Here is a 19,357-nt window from a genome sequence, read left to right on the forward strand (position 1 = left end):
AATACGCGGTGAGGAAACGAAAGGGCGGCAGCAATTTCCGGCCGCCCATCGTGCCGGCCTCAGCCCTGCTTTTTGTCACCCCGCGCAGATCACTTCTTGCGCTTCTGTCCTACCACGATTTTGGGCTTGCCGGGTCTTGCCGGTGCGCCGGGAATGGCCGTTCCGGTGATCGACACCGGATCGCTGGCCGGGAATGTATCCTCGAGGCCTTCCTCGAGTTCCTCTTCGATATCCGTCCCAGTGCGCTGCTCGTCTTCGAAAGAGCGCACGGCCGGCGTCTTGACCGGCGACTTCGGCGCGGAGTTCGGCGGCATTTGCATTCTCCCTCGGCTCGCTGTCGCAGAACGGTCGGGCGCGGTGAACATGTCTATGCTGCCGCGTCGCGCGCTGCCTCCGACAGAAAAGTAAAGACATAATCGGAAAAGGAACGCCAGCATTCGACGCGGAACGCGTCGGCCGCCGTGCGCAACAGCACGATTTCGACCTTGCCGAGAATGGTACGCGACGCCGCCCCGACCGGAAAGGCGTCGAGCGACAGATCCTGCGGGCAGCCGGCATTGATCGTCGCCGCGGCAGCCGGACCGGTAACCGATATGGCGACGTTGCGGTGCGAGATGGCGACCGCCGAATGCAGTACGGAAATGCTGGCGCAGTCGGCGAGCGGATCTTTTCCGCTCTCGTCGATGACCAGCCATTCGTCCGGCCCGAGCCACAAGGCCGTGCGTCCGGCCTTTGCCGCCGAGGTTTTCGGCCTTTGCGGCAGGACGACGCCGAGCGCTTTCGAAAGTGCCGCAATCGAGGCTTCCGGCGCGCGCAGCGATATGCGCTCGGCCGGCGGCAGCACGGCAAGTGTAACGCCGGCGGCGGAAAGCGACTGGCCGGCGAGAGCCGGACGGCGTTCGACTGAGGGTCCGGCGGCGTCGGTTTTCAAAGCGGCCTTAGCCATTGAGGCGCTCCCCCTTCTCGTCGAAGAACACCATGCCGGTGACCTCCACCTCGATCACCCCGTTCGGCATCGGCACATAGAGCGTCTCGCCCGTGCGATCGCGGCCGCCGGCGACCAGCCCCAGCGCGATCGAGCGGCCGCAATTTTGCGACCAATAGCTCGAGGTGACATGGCCAATCATCTTCATCGGGATTGCCTGCTTCGGGTCCGCGACGATCTGCGCGCCCTCCTCCAGCACCACCTTGGGATCCCTGGTCTTCAGGCCGACAAGCTGCTTGCGGCCCTTGGCGACCAGATCCGGCCGCGCCATGCCGCGAATGCCGACGAAGTCGGTCTTCTTCTTGCCGACCGCCCAGTCGAGCCCGGCATCGTTCGGCGTCACCGTCCCGTCGGTATCCTGGCCGACGATGATGTAGCCCTTTTCGGCGCGCAGCACATGCATCGACTCGGTGCCGTAGGCACAGGCTCCGTGCTTCTGGCCCTCGGCCCATAGCGCTTCCCAGACCGCCTCGCCATAATCGGCCGGCACGTTGACCTCGAAGCCGCGCTCACCGCTGAACGACATGCGAAACAGCCTTGTCGGCACGCCGCAGATCCTGCCTTCGCGCACCGACATATGCGGCAGCGCCTCATCCGACATGTCGATGCCCTCGACCAGCGGCGCAATGATGTCGCGAGACTTGGGTCCCTGCACGGCAATCACCGCCCACTGCTCGGTGATCGAGGTCAGCCAGACGTTGAGATGCGGGAACTCGGTCTGGAGATAGTCTTCCATATGGTTCATGACCCGCGGCGCGCCGCCGGTCGTCGTCGTCACATGGAAACGGTCGGGTGCAAGCCTGCCGACGACACCGTCGTCATAGATGAAGCCGTCCTCGCGCAGCATGATGCCGTACCGGCAGCGGCCGGGCTCGAGCTTCTCCCATGGATTGGTGTAGAGCAGTTCCATGAATTTGGCCGCATCCGGCCCGACCACCTCGATCTTGCCCAGAGTCGAGGCATCGAACAGGCCGGCCATATTGCGCACCGTGACGCATTCGCGGTCGACGGCCGCATGTATGTCCTCGCCCGGCTTCGGGAAATACCAGGCGCGCTTCCATTGGCCGACATCCTCGAACATTGCGCCTTGACGCTCTGCCCAGGGATGGATCGCCGTCTTGCGGGTCGGGTCGAACAGCGGACCCCGCGCGTGGCCGACGATCGAGCCGAATGTCACCGGCGTATAGGGCGCGCGGAACGTCGTCAGCCCGACCTGCGGGATCGGCTTGCCCAACGTCTCGGCGGCAATCGCCAGGCCGTGCATGTTGGAGGTCTTGCCCTGGTCGGTCGCCATGCCATTGGTGGTGAAGCGCTTGACGTGCTCGATCGAGCGCATGCCCTCATGCACTGCCTGGCGGATGTCCTTGGCGGTGACGTCGTTCTGGAAGTCGACAAAGGCCTTGACCGTCGTATCCGATCCGGCACCGGGTGCTGCACCCAGCATGCCGCGCGACCAGCTCTCGCCGGCGTCGACCTTCGGCTTGGTGCCCTTGGCCGGCCTGCTGCCGGCGTCCTTGGCCGCCTTGGCGCCCGCTGCATAGGCCTCGTCGATCGTCGTCGACAGCCCGTCGGTACCGTTGCAGGCGCCGACCGAGACGCAGTCCTGCGCATAAATTCCGGGCACGAAGCGCTTGGTCTCGTCATTGAAGGCGACCTTGCCGCGCGATTGCGAGAACAGATGCACCGATGGCGTCCAGCCGGCCGACATCAGAATCGCGTCAACCGGGACGGTGCGCTCGCCGCCGCCATTCTTCGGCTGCACAGTCATCGACGACACCCGCAATTTGCCGCCGGCGCGGATCACCGCGCGGCCGAAATTGACCTCGATGCCGAGCGCCCTCGCCTCGTCGATCGCCGGCCCGGTCGGGTTGTCGCGCAGGTCGACGATCGCCGCCACGTTGATGCCGGCCTTTTTCAGGTCGATCGCCGCCGCATAGGCGGAATCGTTCGCCGTATAGACGCCGAGATTCCTGCCGACCGCGACGCCGTAATGGTTGAGATAGGTGCGCGCCGCCGACGCCAGCATGATGCCCGGCCGGTCGTTGTCGGCAAACACCATGTGGCGCTCGATGGCGCCGGTCGCCAGCACCACGCGTTTGGCGCGAACCTGCCACAGCCGCTCGCGCGGCAGGTCGCGGCCGGGGTTCTGCAGATGGTCGCTGACGCGCTCGACCAGCCCGACGAAATTCTGCGCGTAATAGCCGAAGGCCGTGGTACGCGGCAGCACGCGGACATTGTCCATCGCGCTCAACTTGGCGAGAGCCGATTGCGCCCAGGAAAAGCCGTCCTGGCCTTCGATCCTGGCGCCGCTCTCGAAGCGCAGGCTGCCGCCGAATTTCGCCTGCTCGTCGGCAAGGATGACGCGCGCGCCGGTCTCGGCCGCGGCCAATGCCGCTGCGATGCCCGCGGCACCGCCGCCAAGCACCAGCACCTCGCAATGGGCGAAGCGCGCCGAATAGTGGTCGGGATCCGGCTGGTCAGGAGCGACGCCGAGACCGGCGGCGGCGCGGATCTTGGGCTCGTAGAGGTTTTTCCACGCGGCCTTCGGCCACATGAAGGTCTTGTAGTAGAAGCCGGCCGAAAGCATCGGTGAGGCAATACTGCTGACGGCACCGATGTCGAAAGCGAGCGACGGCCAGCGGTTCTGCGACTGTGCGGTCAATCCGTCATAGAGTTCCTGCACCGTGGCACGCACGTTCGGCGTCTTGCGTGCCGCGTCGCGCTTGATCTCGACCAGCGCGTTCGGCTCTTCGGCGCCGGCCGACAGAAAACCGCGCGGCCGGTGGTACTTGAACGAGCGGCCGACGAGATGGACGCCGTTTGCAAGCAGCGCCGAGGCCAACGTATCGCCCTCGATGCCGGTATAGGGGCGGCCGTCGAAGCTGAAGCCAGCTATCTTTGCCTGTTTGAGCCGCCCGGCGCCGGCAATGCGGAACGTGGCGCTCATTTGGCGGCTCCCGGCAGCTTGGTGGGCTTCGGTTCGCCGGCCTTGTAAGTCATCAGGAACCTGTCGCTGACGGTGTCGCGCACGGCATTGAAGAACCGCGCACAGCCATGCATGTGCCGCCAGCGCTCATAGATGATCCCCTTGGGATTGGAGCGGATGAAAAAGAACTTTTCAAAATCGTCGTCGCTCTCGCCGGCGATGTTTGGGGAACGCGCGATATGCGCCTCGCCGGCGTTGCGGAATTCGAGCTCCGGACGCTCTTCCTCGCAATAGGGGCAGCGGATGAGAAGCATGGTTGGTCCTACAGTTCGCCGTGGCCGACGCGAGCGCCGGCAGGTTGGTCGCAAAGCCTCTGGCCCATCGTCACGAAGGGCGCGACCAGCCGGATGCGCTCCTCAATGCTGGCTACCGGGCGGAAAAGGTCGCGATACGCCATATTGCCGACCGAAAGCGTCATCGGTTCGGTCGTCACGATGACGTAGCGCCGCTCGAATTTTTCGCCTTCCTCGAGATCGGCTGGCCGGTTCTCCATAAAGGTGACCACTCTCTGACCGGCGCTCCACGCGCAGGCGAGTACACCCTCGTCGACGGAAAACGGCCAATCCGCTTCATTGCCGACGCGGCTGATGGGCTGCAGGCGCACCTCCTCTGGCGTGGGGATATGGAACAGGCCTTGCTCGCCGGCGAGCATCAGCGGCATGGCGACGGCCATCTCGGTCATCATCAGTGCGCCACCGCTGCCGCCGCCGCCTCGTCGATGAGGCGGCCGGTGCGGAAGCGCTCTATGGTGAAGGGCGCGTTGATCGGGTGCGGATCGTCCCTGGCGATCGTGTGGGCAAAGACATGGCCCGAGCCCGGCGTCGCCTTGAAGCCGCCTGTGCCCCAGCCGCAATTGACATAGAGGCCGGGCACCGGCGTCTTGGCCAGGATCGGCGAACGGTCCGGTGTCACATCGACGATGCCGCCCCATGAGCGCAGCATCTTCATGCGCGTGAAGATCGGGAACATCTCGCAGATGGCGTCCAGCGTATGCTGCAAAATGTGCAGCCCGCCGGTCTGCGAATAGGAGACATATTGGTCGGTGCCGGCGCCGATGACCAGTTCGCCCTTGTCGGACTGCGAGATATAGGCATGCACGGTGTTCGACATCACCACGCAAGGCACCACCGGCTTGACCGGCTCCGACACCAGCGCCTGCAGCGGATAGCTTTCCAGCGGCATGCGCACGCCGGCCATGTTCATGATCACCGATGAGTGCCCGGCGGCAACCACGCCGACCTTCCTGGCACCGATGAAGCCGCGCGTCGTCTCGACGCCGGTGACCGCGCCGTTCGGCGCCCGTTTGACGCCGGTGACCTCGCAATTCTGGATGATGTGGACGCCGCGCGCCGAGGCGCCGCGCGCATAGCCCCAGGCAACCGCATCGTGACGCGCCGTGCCGCCGCGGCGCTGCAGGGAGGCGCCCATCACCGGATAGCGCGCATTGCGCGAAATGTTGAGCGGCGGGCAGAATTCCTTGGCCTGCTCCGGCGTCAGCCATTCATTGTCGATGCCGTTCAGCCGGTTGGCATGGACGTGCCGCTTCAGGACCTGGATGTCATGGATGTTATGGGCGAGCATCATGACGCCGCGCGGCGAATACATGACGTTGTAGTTGAGCTCCTGGCTGAGCCCGTCCCACAGCTTCAGCGCATGGTCGTAGATGCCGGCGCTCTCGTCGTAGAGATAGTTCGAGCGGATGATGGTGGTGTTGCGCCCGGTATTGCCACCGCCCAGCCAGCCTTTTTCCAATACCGCGACGTTGGTGATGCCGTGCACGGTGGCGAGATAATAGGCGGTGGCCAGGCCGTGGCCGCCGGCGCCGACGATGATGACGTCGTACTCCTTCTTCGGCTCCGGCGAGGACCATTGTTCCTCCCAGCCCTTGTGACCGCGCATGGCCTCGCGGGCGATGGCGAATACCGAGTATTTCTTCAACGTCGCAGGCCTCGCAAATGACGGCCGGGCATCCACTCGAACCCCGGCGCGCGAGCTGTATCACTAGCGAAACGGCGCTGCCAGCCTTGCACTGTTTGCGACGGCGCTTGCCGTTTTGCGCCGTGGTGAAAAAGCCGCATCCGGGCTGGTTGATGCAATTGCCTTCCACCGCTATCCGTCGCCTGACGATCGGAGGATTATGGCGGTGGGTAACGTCAGGTGGAATCTGACATTGCGTTTCTTGCTGGAGCTCGCCGCTTTGCTCGGCCTCGGCATGGCGGGCTGGAGCCTCTCAGCCGGCATGTGGCGCTGGATCCTTGCCGTGGCATTGCCGTTCGTTGCCGCCGCGCTTTGGGGAATCTTCGCAGTGCCGAACGATCCGAGCCGCTCGGGGCGGGCGCCGGTTCCGGTGCCGGGCGGTTTGCGGCTGGTGCTCGAACTCGTCATCCTGTTCGGCGGCGCTGCCGGATTCCACCTGGCCGGTTACACGACAGCCGGCATAGCCGTCGCCCTGCTGATCGCCGTCAGCTACGCATTTTCGCTCGATCGGCTCGGCTGGCTACTTAGGCAATAGTCGCCTTGCCCCTGTTTGCGACGGCGCCTGCCGTTTTGCGCCGTGCTTTCACTGGTCGCTCTTCTGAGCTTCGCCTTTTGAGGGGTCAGCCGGAGCACGCTTCAGGATGGACGGCCCAATCGCATAGGTCGCCCGCAAATAACCTTTGCGGCAATCGGCAGCGATTTGACGAATTTCCGCATCGTCCGACTGCTCCGCCATGGCCACGAAGCGCTCGACGATCACCTCGCGCGGCCTGATAGCCACTGCCGCAGCAAAGCGCCGCAACACCGCATCCGGATTCGCGAGCAACCGTGGCAGGTCCTTGGCACTCGGCATGATATAGTGACCATAAGCATTGACCAGTGTCGTGAAAGCCGAGTCCGGGCGAAGCGCGGCGGCATTTTCCACCGCGAGCTGCAGCTGCCACCGCTCCGCAAAGCAGATGAACTGGACAACCTTCCATCGAACGCCGGCATGTTCGTCGTCCAGCCGCAGCATTACGCGACCTAGAATAGCCCCATCAGCTGGCGTGGTGCAGTCCCCGAGCGCCTCGATTACATCGAAGCGGGTACGCGAAGCTTTGCTGTCGAGCAGATCGGCTATCTCTGCGACAACGCAGTTCAACTTGAAGCGTCGTCTGAAGCCTATTTCGACCGTTATGAACGCAGCCACGGACTGCGTATGGATATTGCTTGAAACCAGCAGCGGCCGGAGATTTTCAATCGGAAAGCCTTTTTTGAACTCCGAAAGAAGGTCGTTCGCCAAATTGCCCTCGCCCTCGTAGCCGGGCTCCAGCAACTTGCTCATCATGTCTTGGGGGGTCATTGCAAATGGGTGGCGCGTCCACCCGCAAGTTTGGATAACGAGCCGTAGCCTGGTGGCCAGCGGACGTCAACGAGCGCTGTCGAGGGCAGCGCATGTATCGGGTGGTTCGCACCGCCCCGATTTGCGACCAAGCATCCGATTGCCGGCAAGAGCCGGCGCCAAAAAAGGATGCAGAAATGTTCGCACTCGCCAACAAGGTCGCCATCATCACTGGCGCCAGTTCCGGCATCGGCCGCGCCACGGCAAAGCTCTTTGCCGAGCAAGGCGCCAGGCTCGTCGTCGCCGCCCGCCGCCAGGCGGAACTCGACGCGCTGGTTGCCGAAATCGAAGACGCCGACGGCACCGCCGTCGCTCTTGCCGGCGATGTCCGTGACGAAGCCTACGCGAAAGTCCTGGTCGACCTGGCGGTCGAGAAATTCGGCGGGCTCGACATCGCCTTCAACAATGCCGGCTCGGTCGGTAGGATGGGGCCGGTTTCTGAGCTGTCGCTGGAGGGCTGGCGCGAGACGCTCGATACCAATCTGACCAGCGCCTTTCTCGGCGCGAAATACCAGGTGCCGGCGATGGTCGAACGCGGCGGCGGGTCGTTGATCTTCACCTCCACCTTCGTCGGCTACACGGTCGGCATGCCCGGCATGACCAGCTATGCCGCGAGCAAGGCCGGGCTGATCGGATTGACGCAGGTGCTGGCCGCCGAATTTGGCGCCAAGGGGATTCGAGTCAACGCGCTGCTGCCGGGCGGCACCGACACGCCTTCGGCGACATTCAAGACACCTGAATCGCGAGCCTTCGTCGAAAATCTGCATGCTTTGAAGCGCGTCGCCAAGCCTGAGGAGATCGCTCGCTCGGCGCTTTACCTGGCTTCCGATGCATCGAGTTTCACCACCGGCGCGGCACTATTCGCCGACGGCGGTGTCTCGATCACCCGGACGTGAAGCGTTTCGTGGTTGGCGTGGGCCCGCCAGCCGCAATGCCGGAAAAACCGGCCTTGCTTTTTCCGGCGATTTGACGATTCCGTCTTCGCCTCGAAAACGGGTTGGAAACATGCTGCTGATCAGGACCTATATCGCTGCAAGCGCAATCGAAGGCGTCGGCGTGTTCGCCGCCGAGCCGATCCGGAAAGGGGCTCAGATCTGGCGGCTCGATCCGGACTTCGACCGGCTGATCCCGATGGAAAGATACGAGACGGCGCCGCCGCACCTCAAGGAATTGCTCGACAGATATGCCTATCCCAGTCCGGACCGGCCCGGCTTCATGGTCTATGAGGTCGACAATGGCCGCTTCATGAACCACGCCGACAAGCCGAACACCGACTTTTCGCAATATGGCGGGGCCACCGCGACCCGCGACATCGCCGCCGGCGAGGAGATAACCTGCGACTACGGCGAGTTCTTCGAGGGTTTCGAGCAGCTCCACCTGGCCACGGCGTAGCGGCGCCTATCTGGTCCGAGGCGAATTTTGTTCTTGCTTTGTGCCGGCAGCTATGCTACTAAGCTCGATATGGTGCTGATTCACACCAACGACCCGCCGCTGAGGCGGGTTTTTCGTTTCGGGATCGGCACCGCCTCTCAATCGGCTGTGGACAGAGCCCCTTGATTCTGCTATCAGCCGCCCCAATTCGTGGTGTAACGCGCCGCGGAGGCTTGCGGCTATGGCCGCTTGCCTGTTGATTTCAAACCCGAAAGACAGGATTGCACGTGCAGGTACTCGTCCGCGACAACAATGTTGATCAGGCGCTTCGCGCGCTCAAGAAAAAGATGCAGCGTGAAGGCATCTTCCGCGAAATGAAGATGCGCGGACATTACGAGAAGCCCTCCGAGAAGCGCGCCCGTGAAAAGGCGGAAGCCGTGCGCCGTGCCCGCAAGCTGGCCCGCAAGCGCGCCCAGCGCGAAGGCCTGCTGCCGATGACGCCGCGTCCGGTCGCGGCCGGTGCTGCCGGTGCCGGTGCTCCGCGTCCGCCGCGGTTCTGACGTCAATTTTTCGTCCTTTTCCAAGGATATCCAAGGTGGCGCGATGCGGAATCGCCGCCACCTTTTTGTTGTGAGTTCGACCCGGTCCGAGAGGACCGGTTGGGAGAGATGCCGGTTCGGAGGGGGAACGGACCAGACGGCGCAGTAAGGACAGGGCAGACATGGACGCAATCACCGTAGAGCGCAGAACCGCGTGGCGCGGCCTCGCCCTGACGGCAGCCCTGCTTTCCGGGATGGCGCTTGCCAGCTGCCAGAGCGTTCCGACCGGCGAGTTCAACAACATCGACAAGGCGCAAGGCTCGAGCGAGAACATCTCCTCGCTGTCGGCGGTGATCCAGCGCAACCCCCAGGATCCGGAAGCCTACAATGTGCGCGGCTCGGCCTATGGCCGCGGCGGCCAGTACCAGGCGGCGCTGAAGGACTTCAACACCGCCATCCAGCTCAATCCGAATTTTTACCAGGCCTATTCGAACCGCGCGCTCATCCAGCGCTTCCTCGGCGATCAGGCGAGCGCGCTCGCCGACTACAACCGCTCGATCCAGATCAATTCCAACTATGACGCCGCCTATATCGGCCGCGGCAATCTCTACCGCAGGGCGGGCCGGGTCCAGGAAGCCTTCAACGATTTCCAGAAGGCCATCCAGCTCGACACGACCGACGCGCGCGCCTATCACAATCGCGGCCTGATCTACCAGAGTCAGGGCCAGCACGCCTTTGCCATCGAGGATTTCTCGACCGCCATTTCGTTGGCGCCGGACGCCTCCGAGCCTTACAACGGACGCGGCCTCTCCTACCTTGCCATGAACGACGAGGACAATGCCTTCGCCGACTTCAACATGGCCATCAAGCTCGACGGCAAGAATGCCGAGGCCTGGTCCAACCAGGCGTTGATCTACGAGCGGCGCGGCGACAAGGTCAGGGCCGCGAAATCCTACCGCGAGGCCGTGCACCTCAATCCGACCTACCAGCCGGCCAAGGACGGCCTGGCCCGCACCAGTGCCGGCTGAGCGGCCGGTTAATCGGGCCTCCGTTTCCGCACTCCGACAACCCTGCGTTTAGCTTCGCCTTGCTGGCGCCAAGTTTTCGGCGGAACGCTCGGCGTGCTCAGCCGTTTGTACAAGGCAATTTCGAAAGGACCCCGCCATGATCAAGAAACTCGCTTGTGCCGCTGCTCTCGCCACGACCGTCGTTGCCGCTCCCGCCAGCGCCAGCAAGCTCCAGCTCGGCGTGCTCGACTGCACCATCGACGGCGGCACGGCCTATCTCGTCACCTCCAACAAGGGTGTTTCCTGTGTCTTTCGTCCGCATCGTGGCGGCCCCTCCGAAGTCTATACCGGGGTGATTTCCAAGCTCGGCGTCGATGTCGGCCGGACGCATCAGGGCCAGCTGGTATGGGCGGTTCTGGCGGCGACCCGCAACCACGATGAAGGCGACCTTGCCGGCAGCTATTATGGCGTGAACGCCGAGGCCAGCGTGGTCACCGGTGGCGGCGCCAATCTCCTGGTCGGCGGCCTCGACAGCGCCTTTTCGCTGCAGCCGCTCAGTGTCCAGGCACAGACCGGCGTCAACCTGGCGGTCGCCGTCACTTCGCTGGACCTGATCCATTCGTTCAAATAGCGGCGCAGCATGGCTCCCGAGCGGCGGGGAGCGTAGGTGTCGGCCTGCGAATAGCTGCCGAAGGCTCATAGATTCCGGCAGGCCCACTCCGCAGAGGACGGGCCGCCCTGATGTTCAAGGTTGCGGCGCTCGAAGATCACGGCATGGCAACTGTGTTCATGCCGTTACCGTGACCGAAGATTGCGGCGATCCAATATTGCTTGTCTTCGGTCTGACCAGAATCTCAACGCCTCGTGATCGTCCCCCATCGCACAATTTTGAAATCCGCCACGTCAACGGCGATCAAGACCGCTTGATCTCAACTACGGTTGAGGTTCTAGAAGTCCTCCCATACTGCGGCATGTACTCATTTGGACGTGAAGAACGCTCCAATACTTCAGACCAGCGTCTGAGAAAGCCTGGGGGACCGGATGACCAAGACAAGCACAAACAGGGTCGACTGGCGCGCGCTGTGGGCGAGCGGCGACCTGGCGCGCTTCTGCTTCATCAGCCTCGGCATTCTGCTGCACGCCACCAACGAAACCATGGTAGCAACGGTCATGCCGGCCATGGTCGGCGAACTTGCCGGCGTGCAACTGGTCGGCTGGTCGCTGGCGATCTACGAGCTCGGCGCCATCGTTGCCGGTGCGGCCGCCGGACGGCTGGTGAGCTATGTCGCGCTGCGTACCAACATGATGGTCGCCGCAATGCTCTATGCCGCCGGCGCGCTGGTCTGCGCCACCGCGCCTTCGATGCCGCTGTTCCTCTGCGGCCGCCTGATCGAAGGGCTCGGTGGCGGCGCGCTGGTGTCGCTCGCCTTCGTCTCGGTCGAGCGGCTGTTTGCCCGCGCGATCTGGCCGCAGCTTTTCGGCGTCATGTCGGCGATCTGGGGTGTCGCCGCCTTCAGCGGGCCGGTGCTCGGCGCGGTCATGACCGAATTGCTGTCCTGGCGCTGGGCCTTCGGCGTCTTTACCCTCGGAGGCACGGCCATGGCGCTGGCAAGCTTCCTTGTGCTCGATACGCCTGAAGCAACGAGGCCGCAGGCGACGGGCGGCTCGGCGCCGCCCTTCCCCTTTGCGGCACTTGGCTGCCTCGCCGTCAGCGTCGTGCTGATCGCCACCGCTGGCGTCGACATCGCCCTGCTGCGCTCGTCGCTGCTGCTCACCCTCGGCCTGATCAGCCTGGCGCTGTTCATCCATATCGATGCACTGAAGCCGCGCTCGCGGTTGTTCCCGTCGCGGCTGTTCTCATGGCGCTCGCCGGTCGGCGCGGGCATGACCATGGTCGCGGCGTTTTCGGTGGCGACCTGCTCGTTCGCGGTCTACGGACCACTGCTTCTGACCAGCCTGCACGGCATTCCGATCCTGACCACCGGCTACATCATCGCCGCCGAATCGATCGCCTGGTCGATCCTGTCGATCCTCGTAGCCAATGCGCCGCCGGAACGCGAGCGGCTGATCATCGTCGGCGGGGCGCTGATGATCGCCACGGGCGTCGCCGGTTTCGCCTATACGGTGCCGGCCGGCTCTATCCCGTTGATCCTGCTTTGTGCCTTGCTGCAAGGCGGCAGTTTCGGCATCGCCTGGCCGTTCGTCACGCGTGTCATCGTGGCATCGGCCAAGGAAGGCGAGCAGACGATCGCCTCGGCCGCTGTGCCGACCATGCAGCGCATCGGTTATGCCGTGGGTGCTGCACTGACCGGCATCGTCGCCAACGCCAGCGGCTTTTCCGAAGGCCTGAACCGTGAGGCCGCGGCAACTGTCGCCGCCTGGCTGTTCCTGGCGTTTATCCCGCTCGGAATCCTGGGATGCCTTGCCGCCTTGCGGATTTCGGGGGCGACCGACACGAAGCCGGCGAAGCTGTCAATCTCCGTGGGGGAGATTGACTAGACAACGACCGTCTTCATCCGGTCGGCGATCAGCGCCGCGAGCCGCGTCGCCACCTCGTCCTTGCTCATCTCCGGCCATTCCTCGACGCCGGCCTTCGAGACGATCCGCACCTTGTTGCGGTCGCCGCCCATCACGCCCGGGGAACCATCTTCATGGGAGACATCGTTGGCAACGATAAGATCGGCACCCTTTTTTGCAAGCTTGGCCTGGGCATTCCTGACCAGGTCCTGCGTCTCCGCGGCGAAACCGACCACCAGCATCGGCCGCTTTTTGTGATGCCCGACACCGGCGAGAATATCGGGATTTTCCACCATCTGCAGCGCCGGTGGCCCCTCGCCCGCCACCTTCTTGATCTTTTCCCCGGCCGAACTTTGAGTGCGCCAGTCGGCGACAGCCGCGACGAACACTGCCGCGTCGGCCGGCAGCAGCTGCTCGACGGCGTCCTTCATCTCGACGGCCGTTTCGACGTGCAGCGTGGCGACGCCGGCCGGATCGGCAATGCCGACCGGGCCGGAGACGAGACGCACGTCGGCGCCGAGCCTGGCCAGCGCCGCCGCGATGGCGTGGCCCTGTTTGCCCGACGACCGGTTGGCGATGTAGCGGACCGGGTCGATCGGTTCATGCGTCGGCCCGGAGGTGACGATGATCTTCCTGCCCGCCAGCGGCTTTGGCCGGCTGTCGAGCAGCGCCTCGATCGCGGCGACGATCTCCAGCGGCTCGGCCATGCGGCCCTCGCCCACCTCGTTGCTCTCGGCCATCTCGCCCTTCGCCGGGCCGACGAATGCGACGCCGTCCTTGCTCAGCGTCGCACGGTTGCGGCGGACCGCCGGATGCGCCCACATTTTCGGGTTCATCGCCGGCGCCACCAAGACGCGCTTGTCGGTGGCGATGAGCACGGTCGAGGCAAGGTCGTTGGCATGGCCATTGGCGAGCTTTGCCATCAGGTCGGCGGTGGCCGGCGCCACGACCAAAAGGTCGGCCTCGCGCGACAGCCTGATATGGCCGATGTCGTGCTCGTCCTGCCGGTCGAACAATTCGGTGAAGACGTGGTCGGCCGACAGCGCCCCGGCCGACAGCGTAGTGATGAACTCCTGCGCCGCCGCGGTCATCACCACGCGCACCGAAGCACCGCGCTCGCGCAGCCGGCGGATCAGGTCGAGCGCCTTGTAGGCGGCGATGCCGCCGCCGATGATCAGCAGGATGCGCTTGCCGGAGAGGATGCCTCGCGGGCTGGAGACGGCGACCACCGGCGCTGCTGGACTCTGCGAACTCGTCAGTTCGCGCAGTGTTTTCTCGATCTGGTCGATGCGACCGGCCGAACCGAACTGACCTTCGACCGCTGCGCGGATCATCACCCGCGCCTGGTCTTCCATCGACCGGCCATTCTCCGCCGCCAGTCGGCGCAGCAGGTCCTTGACCTCGTCATCAAGGTTGCGGATCGTGATGCTGGCCATCTGATTGCACCTTGCCCGGAATTGCTGAGTGCAATGATAGCAATGCAATCACTTTGCAACAAGCGCTAGAAAATACGCCAGGCGATATACACCAGCGTCAATGCGATCACCCACAGCGCCAGCCGGCCGGAGCGGGTGTAGCGCGCCTCGGCCTTGCCGATCGCGCGTGCGGTCCTTTCGTCGAAGCGCAGGCCGTGTTCGGCCATCAGGTCGATCTCACGCGACAGCCGCTCGGTGCGGGCGGCGAGGTCCGGTGCCTGGCGGGCCAGCGCCAGCAGCGCGTTGGCACCGTCGCGCGCATCGGCCAGCAGGGCGCGCGGGCCGAGATTGCGGGCAATCCAGCCGCTGACCACCGGCTCCGACGTCTTCCACATGTTGAAGGCCGGGTCGAGGGTGCGGGCGACGCCTTCGACAACGACCATGGTCTTCTGCAGCAGCACCAGCTCGGACCGCGTCGCCATGTCGAAGAGGTCGGTCACCTCGAACAGCAGCGTCAACAGCTTGGCCATCGAGATGGTCTCGGCCGGCTGGCCGTGGATCGGTTCGCCGATTGCCCGGATCGCCTGGGCGAAAGCCGCGACATTGTGCTGGCGCGGCACGTAGCCGGCCTCGAAATGAACTTCGGCGACGCGCTGGTAATCGCGCGTGATGAAGCCGTAGAGGATTTCGGCGAGGAACCGGCGCTCCTTCCTGCCGAGCCGGCCGGCAATGCCGAGATCGACGGCGACGATGGTGCCGTCGGCTTCTATAAACAGGTTGCCCGGGTGCATGTCGGCGTGGAAGAAACCGTCACGCAGCGTATGGCGCAGAAACGACTGAACGAGGTTGGCGGCAATCGCCTTCAGGTCGTGGCCGGCGGCGGCTAGACCGGCAATATCGTTCATCTTGATGCCGTCGACCCATTCCATGGTCAGCACGTCACGACCGGTGCGCTCCCAGTCGACCGACGGCACACGGAAGCCGGGATCGTCCTTGGTATTCTCGCCGAGCTCCGAAAAAGCCGCCGCCTCCAGCCTCAGGTCCATTTCGATTTTGGTCGTCTGGGCCAGTGTCTCTGTCACCTCGACCGGCCGCAGCCGGCGCGACGACGGGATGTATTTTTCCTGCAGCCGGGCGGCGAGGAAATAGCTCTCGAGATCGCGAAAGAAGCGGCGGCGCACGCCCGGCCGGATGACCTTTACTGCTACCCGGGTAATGACGCCGTCCTGCAGGGCTTCGGCGGTATGAACCTGGGCGATCGAGGCGGCGGCGACGGCCTCGCCGAAACTGACATAGAGCTCCTCGATCTTGCGTCCGAGCGAGGCTTCTATCGCTGCAACGGCCTCGGCCTTCGCAAACGTCTGCATCTTGTCCTGCAGCATGGCGAGATCAAGCGCGATATCGTTTCCGACGACATCCGGCCGTGTCGCCAGGAACTGGCCGAGCTTGACGTAGGACGGGCCGAGCCGCACGACCGCCTTGGCCAGCCTGTCGCCGCGCTCATAGGCAAGCGCGCGACGGCGGGTGAACAGCCGGGCCATGCGCCAGCCGAATTTCGGCAAGCCGAAGAGCTCGTCACCGGGCAAAGCCGCGATGACACCCTCGCGGACCAGCACCCAGCCGGCCCGTACGAGCCTGAAACCAGCGCCGATGCTGCTCATGGCTGGCTTTGCCCCGCCGATTTCCTGGACCGGCGAAGAGCACATTGAGTACGAAAGATACGGGCCAGCCTCAAAGCTTCCAGCCCGAGTGGAGCGCGGCGATGCCGCCGGAGTAGTTGCGGAACGAGGCGCGCTCGAAGCCCGCGCGCGAAATCATCGCCGCGAAATTCTGCTGATTGGGAAACTTGCGGATCGATTCGACCAGATAGGAATAGGGCTCGTCATCGCCGGTCACCACCTTGCCGATCCGCGGAATGGCGTTGAACGACCATGCTTCATAGACCTTGTCGAGCAGCGGCATCTCGACCTCGGAAAATTCAAGGCAGAGAAAGCGCCCGCCAGGCTTCAGCACGCGATAGGCTTCGGCAAGCGCCACATCGATGCGCGGCACGTTGCGGATGCCGAAAGCAATGGTGTAGGCATCGAAAGTAGCGTTGGCAAAAGGCAGTTCCTCGGCATTGGCCTCGACGAAATCGGTATTTGCCGACAGGCCCTTTTTCTCGGCCCGGTCGCGGCCGACGGCGAGCATCGAGCCGTTGATATCGAGAACCGTTGCATGAGCGTGCCTGCCGCTCGCCTCGACGATGCGGAAGGCGACATCGCCGGTGCCGCCGGCAACGTCGAGAACGCTCCAGCCCGGCCGCTTCGGTGGATTGAGCCAGGCGACCATGGCGTCCTTCCACAACCGATGCAACCCGGCCGACATCAGGTCGTTCATCAGGTCGTAGCGGTTCGCCACCTTGTGGAAAACATCATTGACCAGGGACTGCTTGTCGCCTGGCCCTACCCGCCTGAAACCATAGGAGGTTTCCATGCCGCCCGCAGCCGTGGTTCTTTCAACCGACATCGTTTTGATCCGCCATAAAATCGGCGGGACCATAGCCGATCGATGGTGCGGGCGCTATTGTTTAAGGCGCGGTGTTCGGCCGCGCTTCGAAGCAGGTTCCGGAAAAGTGTCACACGGTTTTCCGACAAGAACCTGCGTCATAAGAAAAAGCCTGACGGGATAATTGAATGCCTTTGAAAGCAGAACTGCACTGCCACATCGAAGGGGCAGCGGCGCCTGAACTCGTCCTCCGCCAGGCTGAGAAATACGGCAAGGATGCCTCGCCCTACATCCAGGACGGCTCCTTCGTCTGGCACGACTTCACCTCTTTCCTCGCCGCCTACGACTTCTCGTCGGACCTGTTCCGCACCGAAGAAGACTATGCGCGGCTGGCCGACCATTACCTGACCAGCCTCGCCCGCGACGGCGCCATCTATTCCGAGGTTTTCACCTCGCCCGACCATGCCGGCAAGGCCGGGCTGTCGCCGAAGGCCTATACCGACGCGCTCGGCGAAGGCATGGCCCGCGCCAAGGCGAAGACCGGCATCGAAGGCCGCATGATCGTCACCGGCGTGCGCAATTTCGGTGTCGAATCGATCGAGCGGGCGGCGCGTTTCGCCGCCCGCTGCGGGCATCCGCTGGTCACCGGTTTCGGCGTCGCCGGCGACGAGCGGATAGGCGACCTGGAAGATTATGTCAGGGCCTTCGAAATCGCCCGCGAGGCCGGCCTCGGCATCACCGTCCATGCCGGCGAATTGATGGGCTGGGAGAGCGTCGAGGCGGCACTCGATCACATCCGCCCGTCTCGCATCGGCCATGGCGTGCGCGCCATCGAGAACCCCGAGCTTGTGCGGCGCATCGCCGACGAAGGCGTCGTGCTCGAATGCTGCCCTGGCTCCAACATCGCCCTGAAAATCTTCGACAGCTTCGCCGACCATCCCTTCCCCGCCTTGCGGGCAGCGGGCTGCAAGGTGACGCTCAACTCCGATGACCCGCCCTATTTCTGGACCTCGCTGAAACGCGAATACGACATCGCTGCCGGGCATTTTGCGATGGACGACAAGGCGCTCACCGCCGTCACCAGGACGGCCATCGAGGCAGCCTTCGTCGACAGGAAGACCAGGGCGGTGCTGCTGGGCAGGCTCGGCGCCAAGGGCAGGTGAATGGTGAATGGTGAATGGTGAATGGTGAACCCGGCGCTTCGGTTCGTCAACCGCGAGTTTTCCGCGCAACCAAGGACTCGCAAACCAGTTCACTATTCACTATTCACCATTCACTATTCACCTGCGCAGTTGGAGAACACCATGAAGGGCGTTACCGTCGTCGACCATCCGCTTGTCCAGCACAAGCTGACCATCATGCGCAAGAAGGAAACCTCGACGGCCGGCTTCCGGCGGCTGCTGCGCGAGATCTCGCTGCTGCTCGGCTACGAGGTCACCCGCAACCTGGAACTGACGACGACGACCATCGAGACGCCGATCGAGACGATGGAGGCGCCGACGCTGGAGGGCAAGAAACTGGTCTTCGCCTCGGTGCTGCGCGCCGGCAACGGCTTGCTCGAAGGCCTGCTCGATCTGGTGCCGGCGGCGCGTGTCGCCCATATCGGCCTCTATCGCGACCATGAGACGCTGGAAGCGGTCGAGTATTTCTTCAAGGCGCCGGGCGACCTCGCCGACCGGCTGGTGATCGTCGTCGATCCGATGCTGGCGACCGCCAATTCGGCGATCGCGGCGATCGACAAGCTGAAAGGCCGCGGTGCCACCAACATCCGCTTCCTCTGCCTGTTGGCGGCACCAGAGGGCCTCGAGCGGTTTACCCAGGCACATCCCGATGTTCCCGTCTTCACCGCTTCCATCGACCGCCAGCTCAACGAAAAGGGCTACATCATGCCGGGTCTCGGCGATGCCGGCGACCGCATGTACGGCACCAAATAGATCTGTTTACCGATTGTTTACGCAAACGACTGGTTTCCGCACTCGTTAAAGCCGCAATCACCATGTCGGACTAAGGATCGGCAACCACAAAGGCCGGTCCATGCTGCGCAAGCTCCTCATCCTTGGCGTGTTTGCCGGAACGTCGGCATCGCTGCCCATCGTCTATCAGTCCAATTCACAGGTAATCGAGCGGCTGTTGAAATCCGCCATCGGAGCCAGGCCGGCCGACACCCAAACCGACCTGAATCTCGCCGCCGTCCCGGACAGGCCCACAACGCCGCAGCCGCTCGGCCGCAAGGTCGTGGTCACCGCGGACTCGCGCGGGCATTTCATGTCGGTCTTCAAGTTGAACGGCCGCCAGATCGACGGCATGATCGATACCGGTGCCACGCTCGTCGCCATCAACAGTTCGACCGCGCGCAGGATCGGCATCTCGCTCAATTCGGCGGACTTCAGCCATCAGGTCAACACCGCCAATGGTGCGATCAAGGCCGCCGTAGTGACGATTGATCGCCTGCAGATCGGCAAGATCACCGTCGAGGGCGTCGAGGCCGTCGTGCTCGACGACAGGGCGCTGCACACCAACCTGATCGGCATGAGCTTTCTGCAGCGGCTCGAAAAATACCAGGTCGAAGACGGCAAGCTGCTGCTGGTTCAGTAGAACGTGATCCCGAACCGCAGGTCCGCGCCAGCGAAAAGTGGGGACCGGTTTTCGGACAAGATCGTGGTCCAAAGAAAGATAGAGCCCATCCGATACC

General features: G+C 63.9%; 20 protein-coding genes. 10 read left to right on the top strand and 10 right to left on the bottom strand.

Annotation, left to right across the window (positions count from 1 at the left end):
* Positions 1–89: 89 nt before the first annotated feature.
* The 6 genes from NKH16_RS05090 to NKH16_RS05115 are packed head-to-tail and all read right to left on the bottom strand — an operon-like array spanning position 90 to position 5,909.
* The gene (locus tag NKH16_RS05090; RefSeq protein ID WP_352742119.1) at positions 90–314 is read right to left on the bottom strand and encodes a hypothetical protein; all 225 of its coding nucleotides are present in this window, start codon (positions 312–314) and stop codon (positions 90–92) included.
* A 53-nt stretch (positions 315–367) separates the two neighbouring features.
* The gene (locus NKH16_RS05095) at positions 368–946 is read right to left on the bottom strand and encodes a sarcosine oxidase subunit gamma (RefSeq protein ID WP_352742121.1); all 579 of its coding nucleotides are present in this window, start codon (positions 944–946) and stop codon (positions 368–370) included.
* Positions 939–3,932 (bottom strand): sarcosine oxidase subunit alpha, encoded by a 2,994-nt coding sequence (locus tag NKH16_RS05100; RefSeq protein WP_352898555.1) that lies wholly within the window; start codon positions 3,930–3,932, stop codon positions 939–941. The genes NKH16_RS05095 and NKH16_RS05100 overlap by 8 nt, the downstream gene beginning before the upstream one ends.
* Positions 3,929–4,225, bottom strand: coding sequence for a sarcosine oxidase subunit delta (locus tag NKH16_RS05105; RefSeq protein ID WP_292519105.1), 297 nt, complete (start codon positions 4,223–4,225; stop codon positions 3,929–3,931). The genes NKH16_RS05100 and NKH16_RS05105 overlap by 4 nt, the downstream gene beginning before the upstream one ends.
* Positions 4,226–4,233: 8 nt before the next feature.
* Positions 4,234–4,656: a hypothetical protein gene (locus NKH16_RS05110; RefSeq protein ID WP_352448263.1), complete on the bottom strand. Its 423-nt coding sequence runs from the start codon at positions 4,654–4,656 to the stop codon at positions 4,234–4,236.
* Positions 4,656–5,909, bottom strand: a complete 1,254-nt coding sequence (locus NKH16_RS05115; RefSeq protein WP_352469485.1) for a sarcosine oxidase subunit beta — start codon at positions 5,907–5,909, stop codon at positions 4,656–4,658. Before NKH16_RS05115 ends, NKH16_RS05110 begins: the two co-directional genes overlap by 1 nt.
* A 232-nt stretch (positions 5,910–6,141) precedes the next feature.
* Here NKH16_RS05115 and NKH16_RS05120 point away from each other — a divergent pair, with 232 nt between their 5' ends.
* Positions 6,142–6,483, top strand: coding sequence for a YrdB family protein (locus NKH16_RS05120; protein ID WP_352742125.1), 342 nt, complete (start codon positions 6,142–6,144; stop codon positions 6,481–6,483).
* A gap of 48 nt (positions 6,484–6,531) precedes the next feature.
* Here the strand turns inward: NKH16_RS05120 and NKH16_RS05125 are convergent, their stop codons facing one another.
* The gene (locus NKH16_RS05125) at positions 6,532–7,275 is read right to left on the bottom strand and encodes a hypothetical protein (RefSeq protein ID WP_352898559.1); all 744 of its coding nucleotides are present in this window, start codon (positions 7,273–7,275) and stop codon (positions 6,532–6,534) included.
* A 191-nt stretch (positions 7,276–7,466) separates the two neighbouring features.
* On the opposite strand from NKH16_RS05125, the gene NKH16_RS05130 reads away from it, so the two are divergent.
* The 6 genes from NKH16_RS05130 (at position 7,467) to NKH16_RS05155 (ending at position 12,745) form a co-directional block, all read left to right on the top strand.
* Positions 7,467–8,225 (top strand): SDR family oxidoreductase, encoded by a 759-nt coding sequence (locus NKH16_RS05130; protein WP_352742129.1) that lies wholly within the window; start codon positions 7,467–7,469, stop codon positions 8,223–8,225.
* Between the two features lie 109 nt (positions 8,226–8,334).
* Positions 8,335–8,721, top strand: coding sequence for an SET domain-containing protein (locus NKH16_RS05135; protein ID WP_352454023.1), 387 nt, complete (start codon positions 8,335–8,337; stop codon positions 8,719–8,721).
* A 266-nt stretch (positions 8,722–8,987) separates the two neighbouring features.
* Entirely contained in the window at positions 8,988–9,260 is a 273-nt protein-coding gene (gene rpsU, locus NKH16_RS05140) for a 30S ribosomal protein S21 (protein WP_023675331.1), read from the top strand.
* Positions 9,261–9,421: 161 nt separating this feature from the next.
* The gene (locus NKH16_RS05145) at positions 9,422–10,267 is read left to right on the top strand and encodes a tetratricopeptide repeat protein (RefSeq protein ID WP_352469482.1); all 846 of its coding nucleotides are present in this window, start codon (positions 9,422–9,424) and stop codon (positions 10,265–10,267) included.
* Positions 10,268–10,403: 136 nt separating this feature from the next.
* Positions 10,404–10,877, top strand: a complete 474-nt coding sequence (locus NKH16_RS05150) for a DUF992 domain-containing protein (protein ID WP_023675329.1) — start codon at positions 10,404–10,406, stop codon at positions 10,875–10,877.
* 410 nt (positions 10,878–11,287) lie between these two features.
* Positions 11,288–12,745, top strand: coding sequence for an MFS transporter (locus NKH16_RS05155; protein ID WP_352742131.1), 1,458 nt, complete (start codon positions 11,288–11,290; stop codon positions 12,743–12,745).
* Here the strand turns inward: NKH16_RS05155 and coaBC are convergent.
* The 3 genes from coaBC to ubiE form a co-directional block, all read right to left on the bottom strand.
* Positions 12,742–14,199 (bottom strand): bifunctional phosphopantothenoylcysteine decarboxylase/phosphopantothenate--cysteine ligase CoaBC, encoded by a 1,458-nt coding sequence (gene coaBC, locus NKH16_RS05160; protein ID WP_352742133.1) that lies wholly within the window; start codon positions 14,197–14,199, stop codon positions 12,742–12,744. The genes NKH16_RS05155 and coaBC overlap by 4 nt on opposite strands.
* 65 nt (positions 14,200–14,264) lie before the next feature.
* Positions 14,265–15,839 carry a 2-polyprenylphenol 6-hydroxylase gene (ubiB, locus tag NKH16_RS05165; protein WP_352742135.1) on the bottom strand — a complete coding sequence of 525 codons (1,575 nt, stop codon included), beginning with the start codon at positions 15,837–15,839 and terminating at the stop codon, positions 14,265–14,267.
* A gap of 70 nt (positions 15,840–15,909) precedes the next feature.
* Positions 15,910–16,686: a bifunctional demethylmenaquinone methyltransferase/2-methoxy-6-polyprenyl-1,4-benzoquinol methylase UbiE gene (gene ubiE / locus NKH16_RS05170; RefSeq protein WP_352742137.1), complete on the bottom strand. Its 777-nt coding sequence runs from the start codon at positions 16,684–16,686 to the stop codon at positions 15,910–15,912.
* A gap of 167 nt (positions 16,687–16,853) precedes the next feature.
* Between ubiE and NKH16_RS05175 the strand changes: the two genes are divergently transcribed.
* The 3 genes from NKH16_RS05175 (at position 16,854) to NKH16_RS05185 (ending at position 19,260) form a co-directional block, all read left to right on the top strand.
* On the top strand, positions 16,854–17,828 hold the full coding sequence (locus NKH16_RS05175; protein ID WP_352742139.1) for an adenosine deaminase: 975 nt from the start codon (positions 16,854–16,856) through the stop codon (positions 17,826–17,828).
* Between the two features lie 141 nt (positions 17,829–17,969).
* On the top strand, positions 17,970–18,599 hold the full coding sequence (gene upp / locus NKH16_RS05180; protein ID WP_023675320.1) for a uracil phosphoribosyltransferase: 630 nt from the start codon (positions 17,970–17,972) through the stop codon (positions 18,597–18,599).
* Between the two features lie 100 nt (positions 18,600–18,699).
* Positions 18,700–19,260: a TIGR02281 family clan AA aspartic protease gene (locus NKH16_RS05185; RefSeq protein ID WP_352821155.1), complete on the top strand. Its 561-nt coding sequence runs from the start codon at positions 18,700–18,702 to the stop codon at positions 19,258–19,260.
* Positions 19,261–19,357 lie beyond the last annotated feature (97 nt).

This window comes from Mesorhizobium sp. M1307, from assembly GCF_040318155.1.
GTDB lineage: Bacteria > Pseudomonadota > Alphaproteobacteria > Rhizobiales > Rhizobiaceae > Mesorhizobium.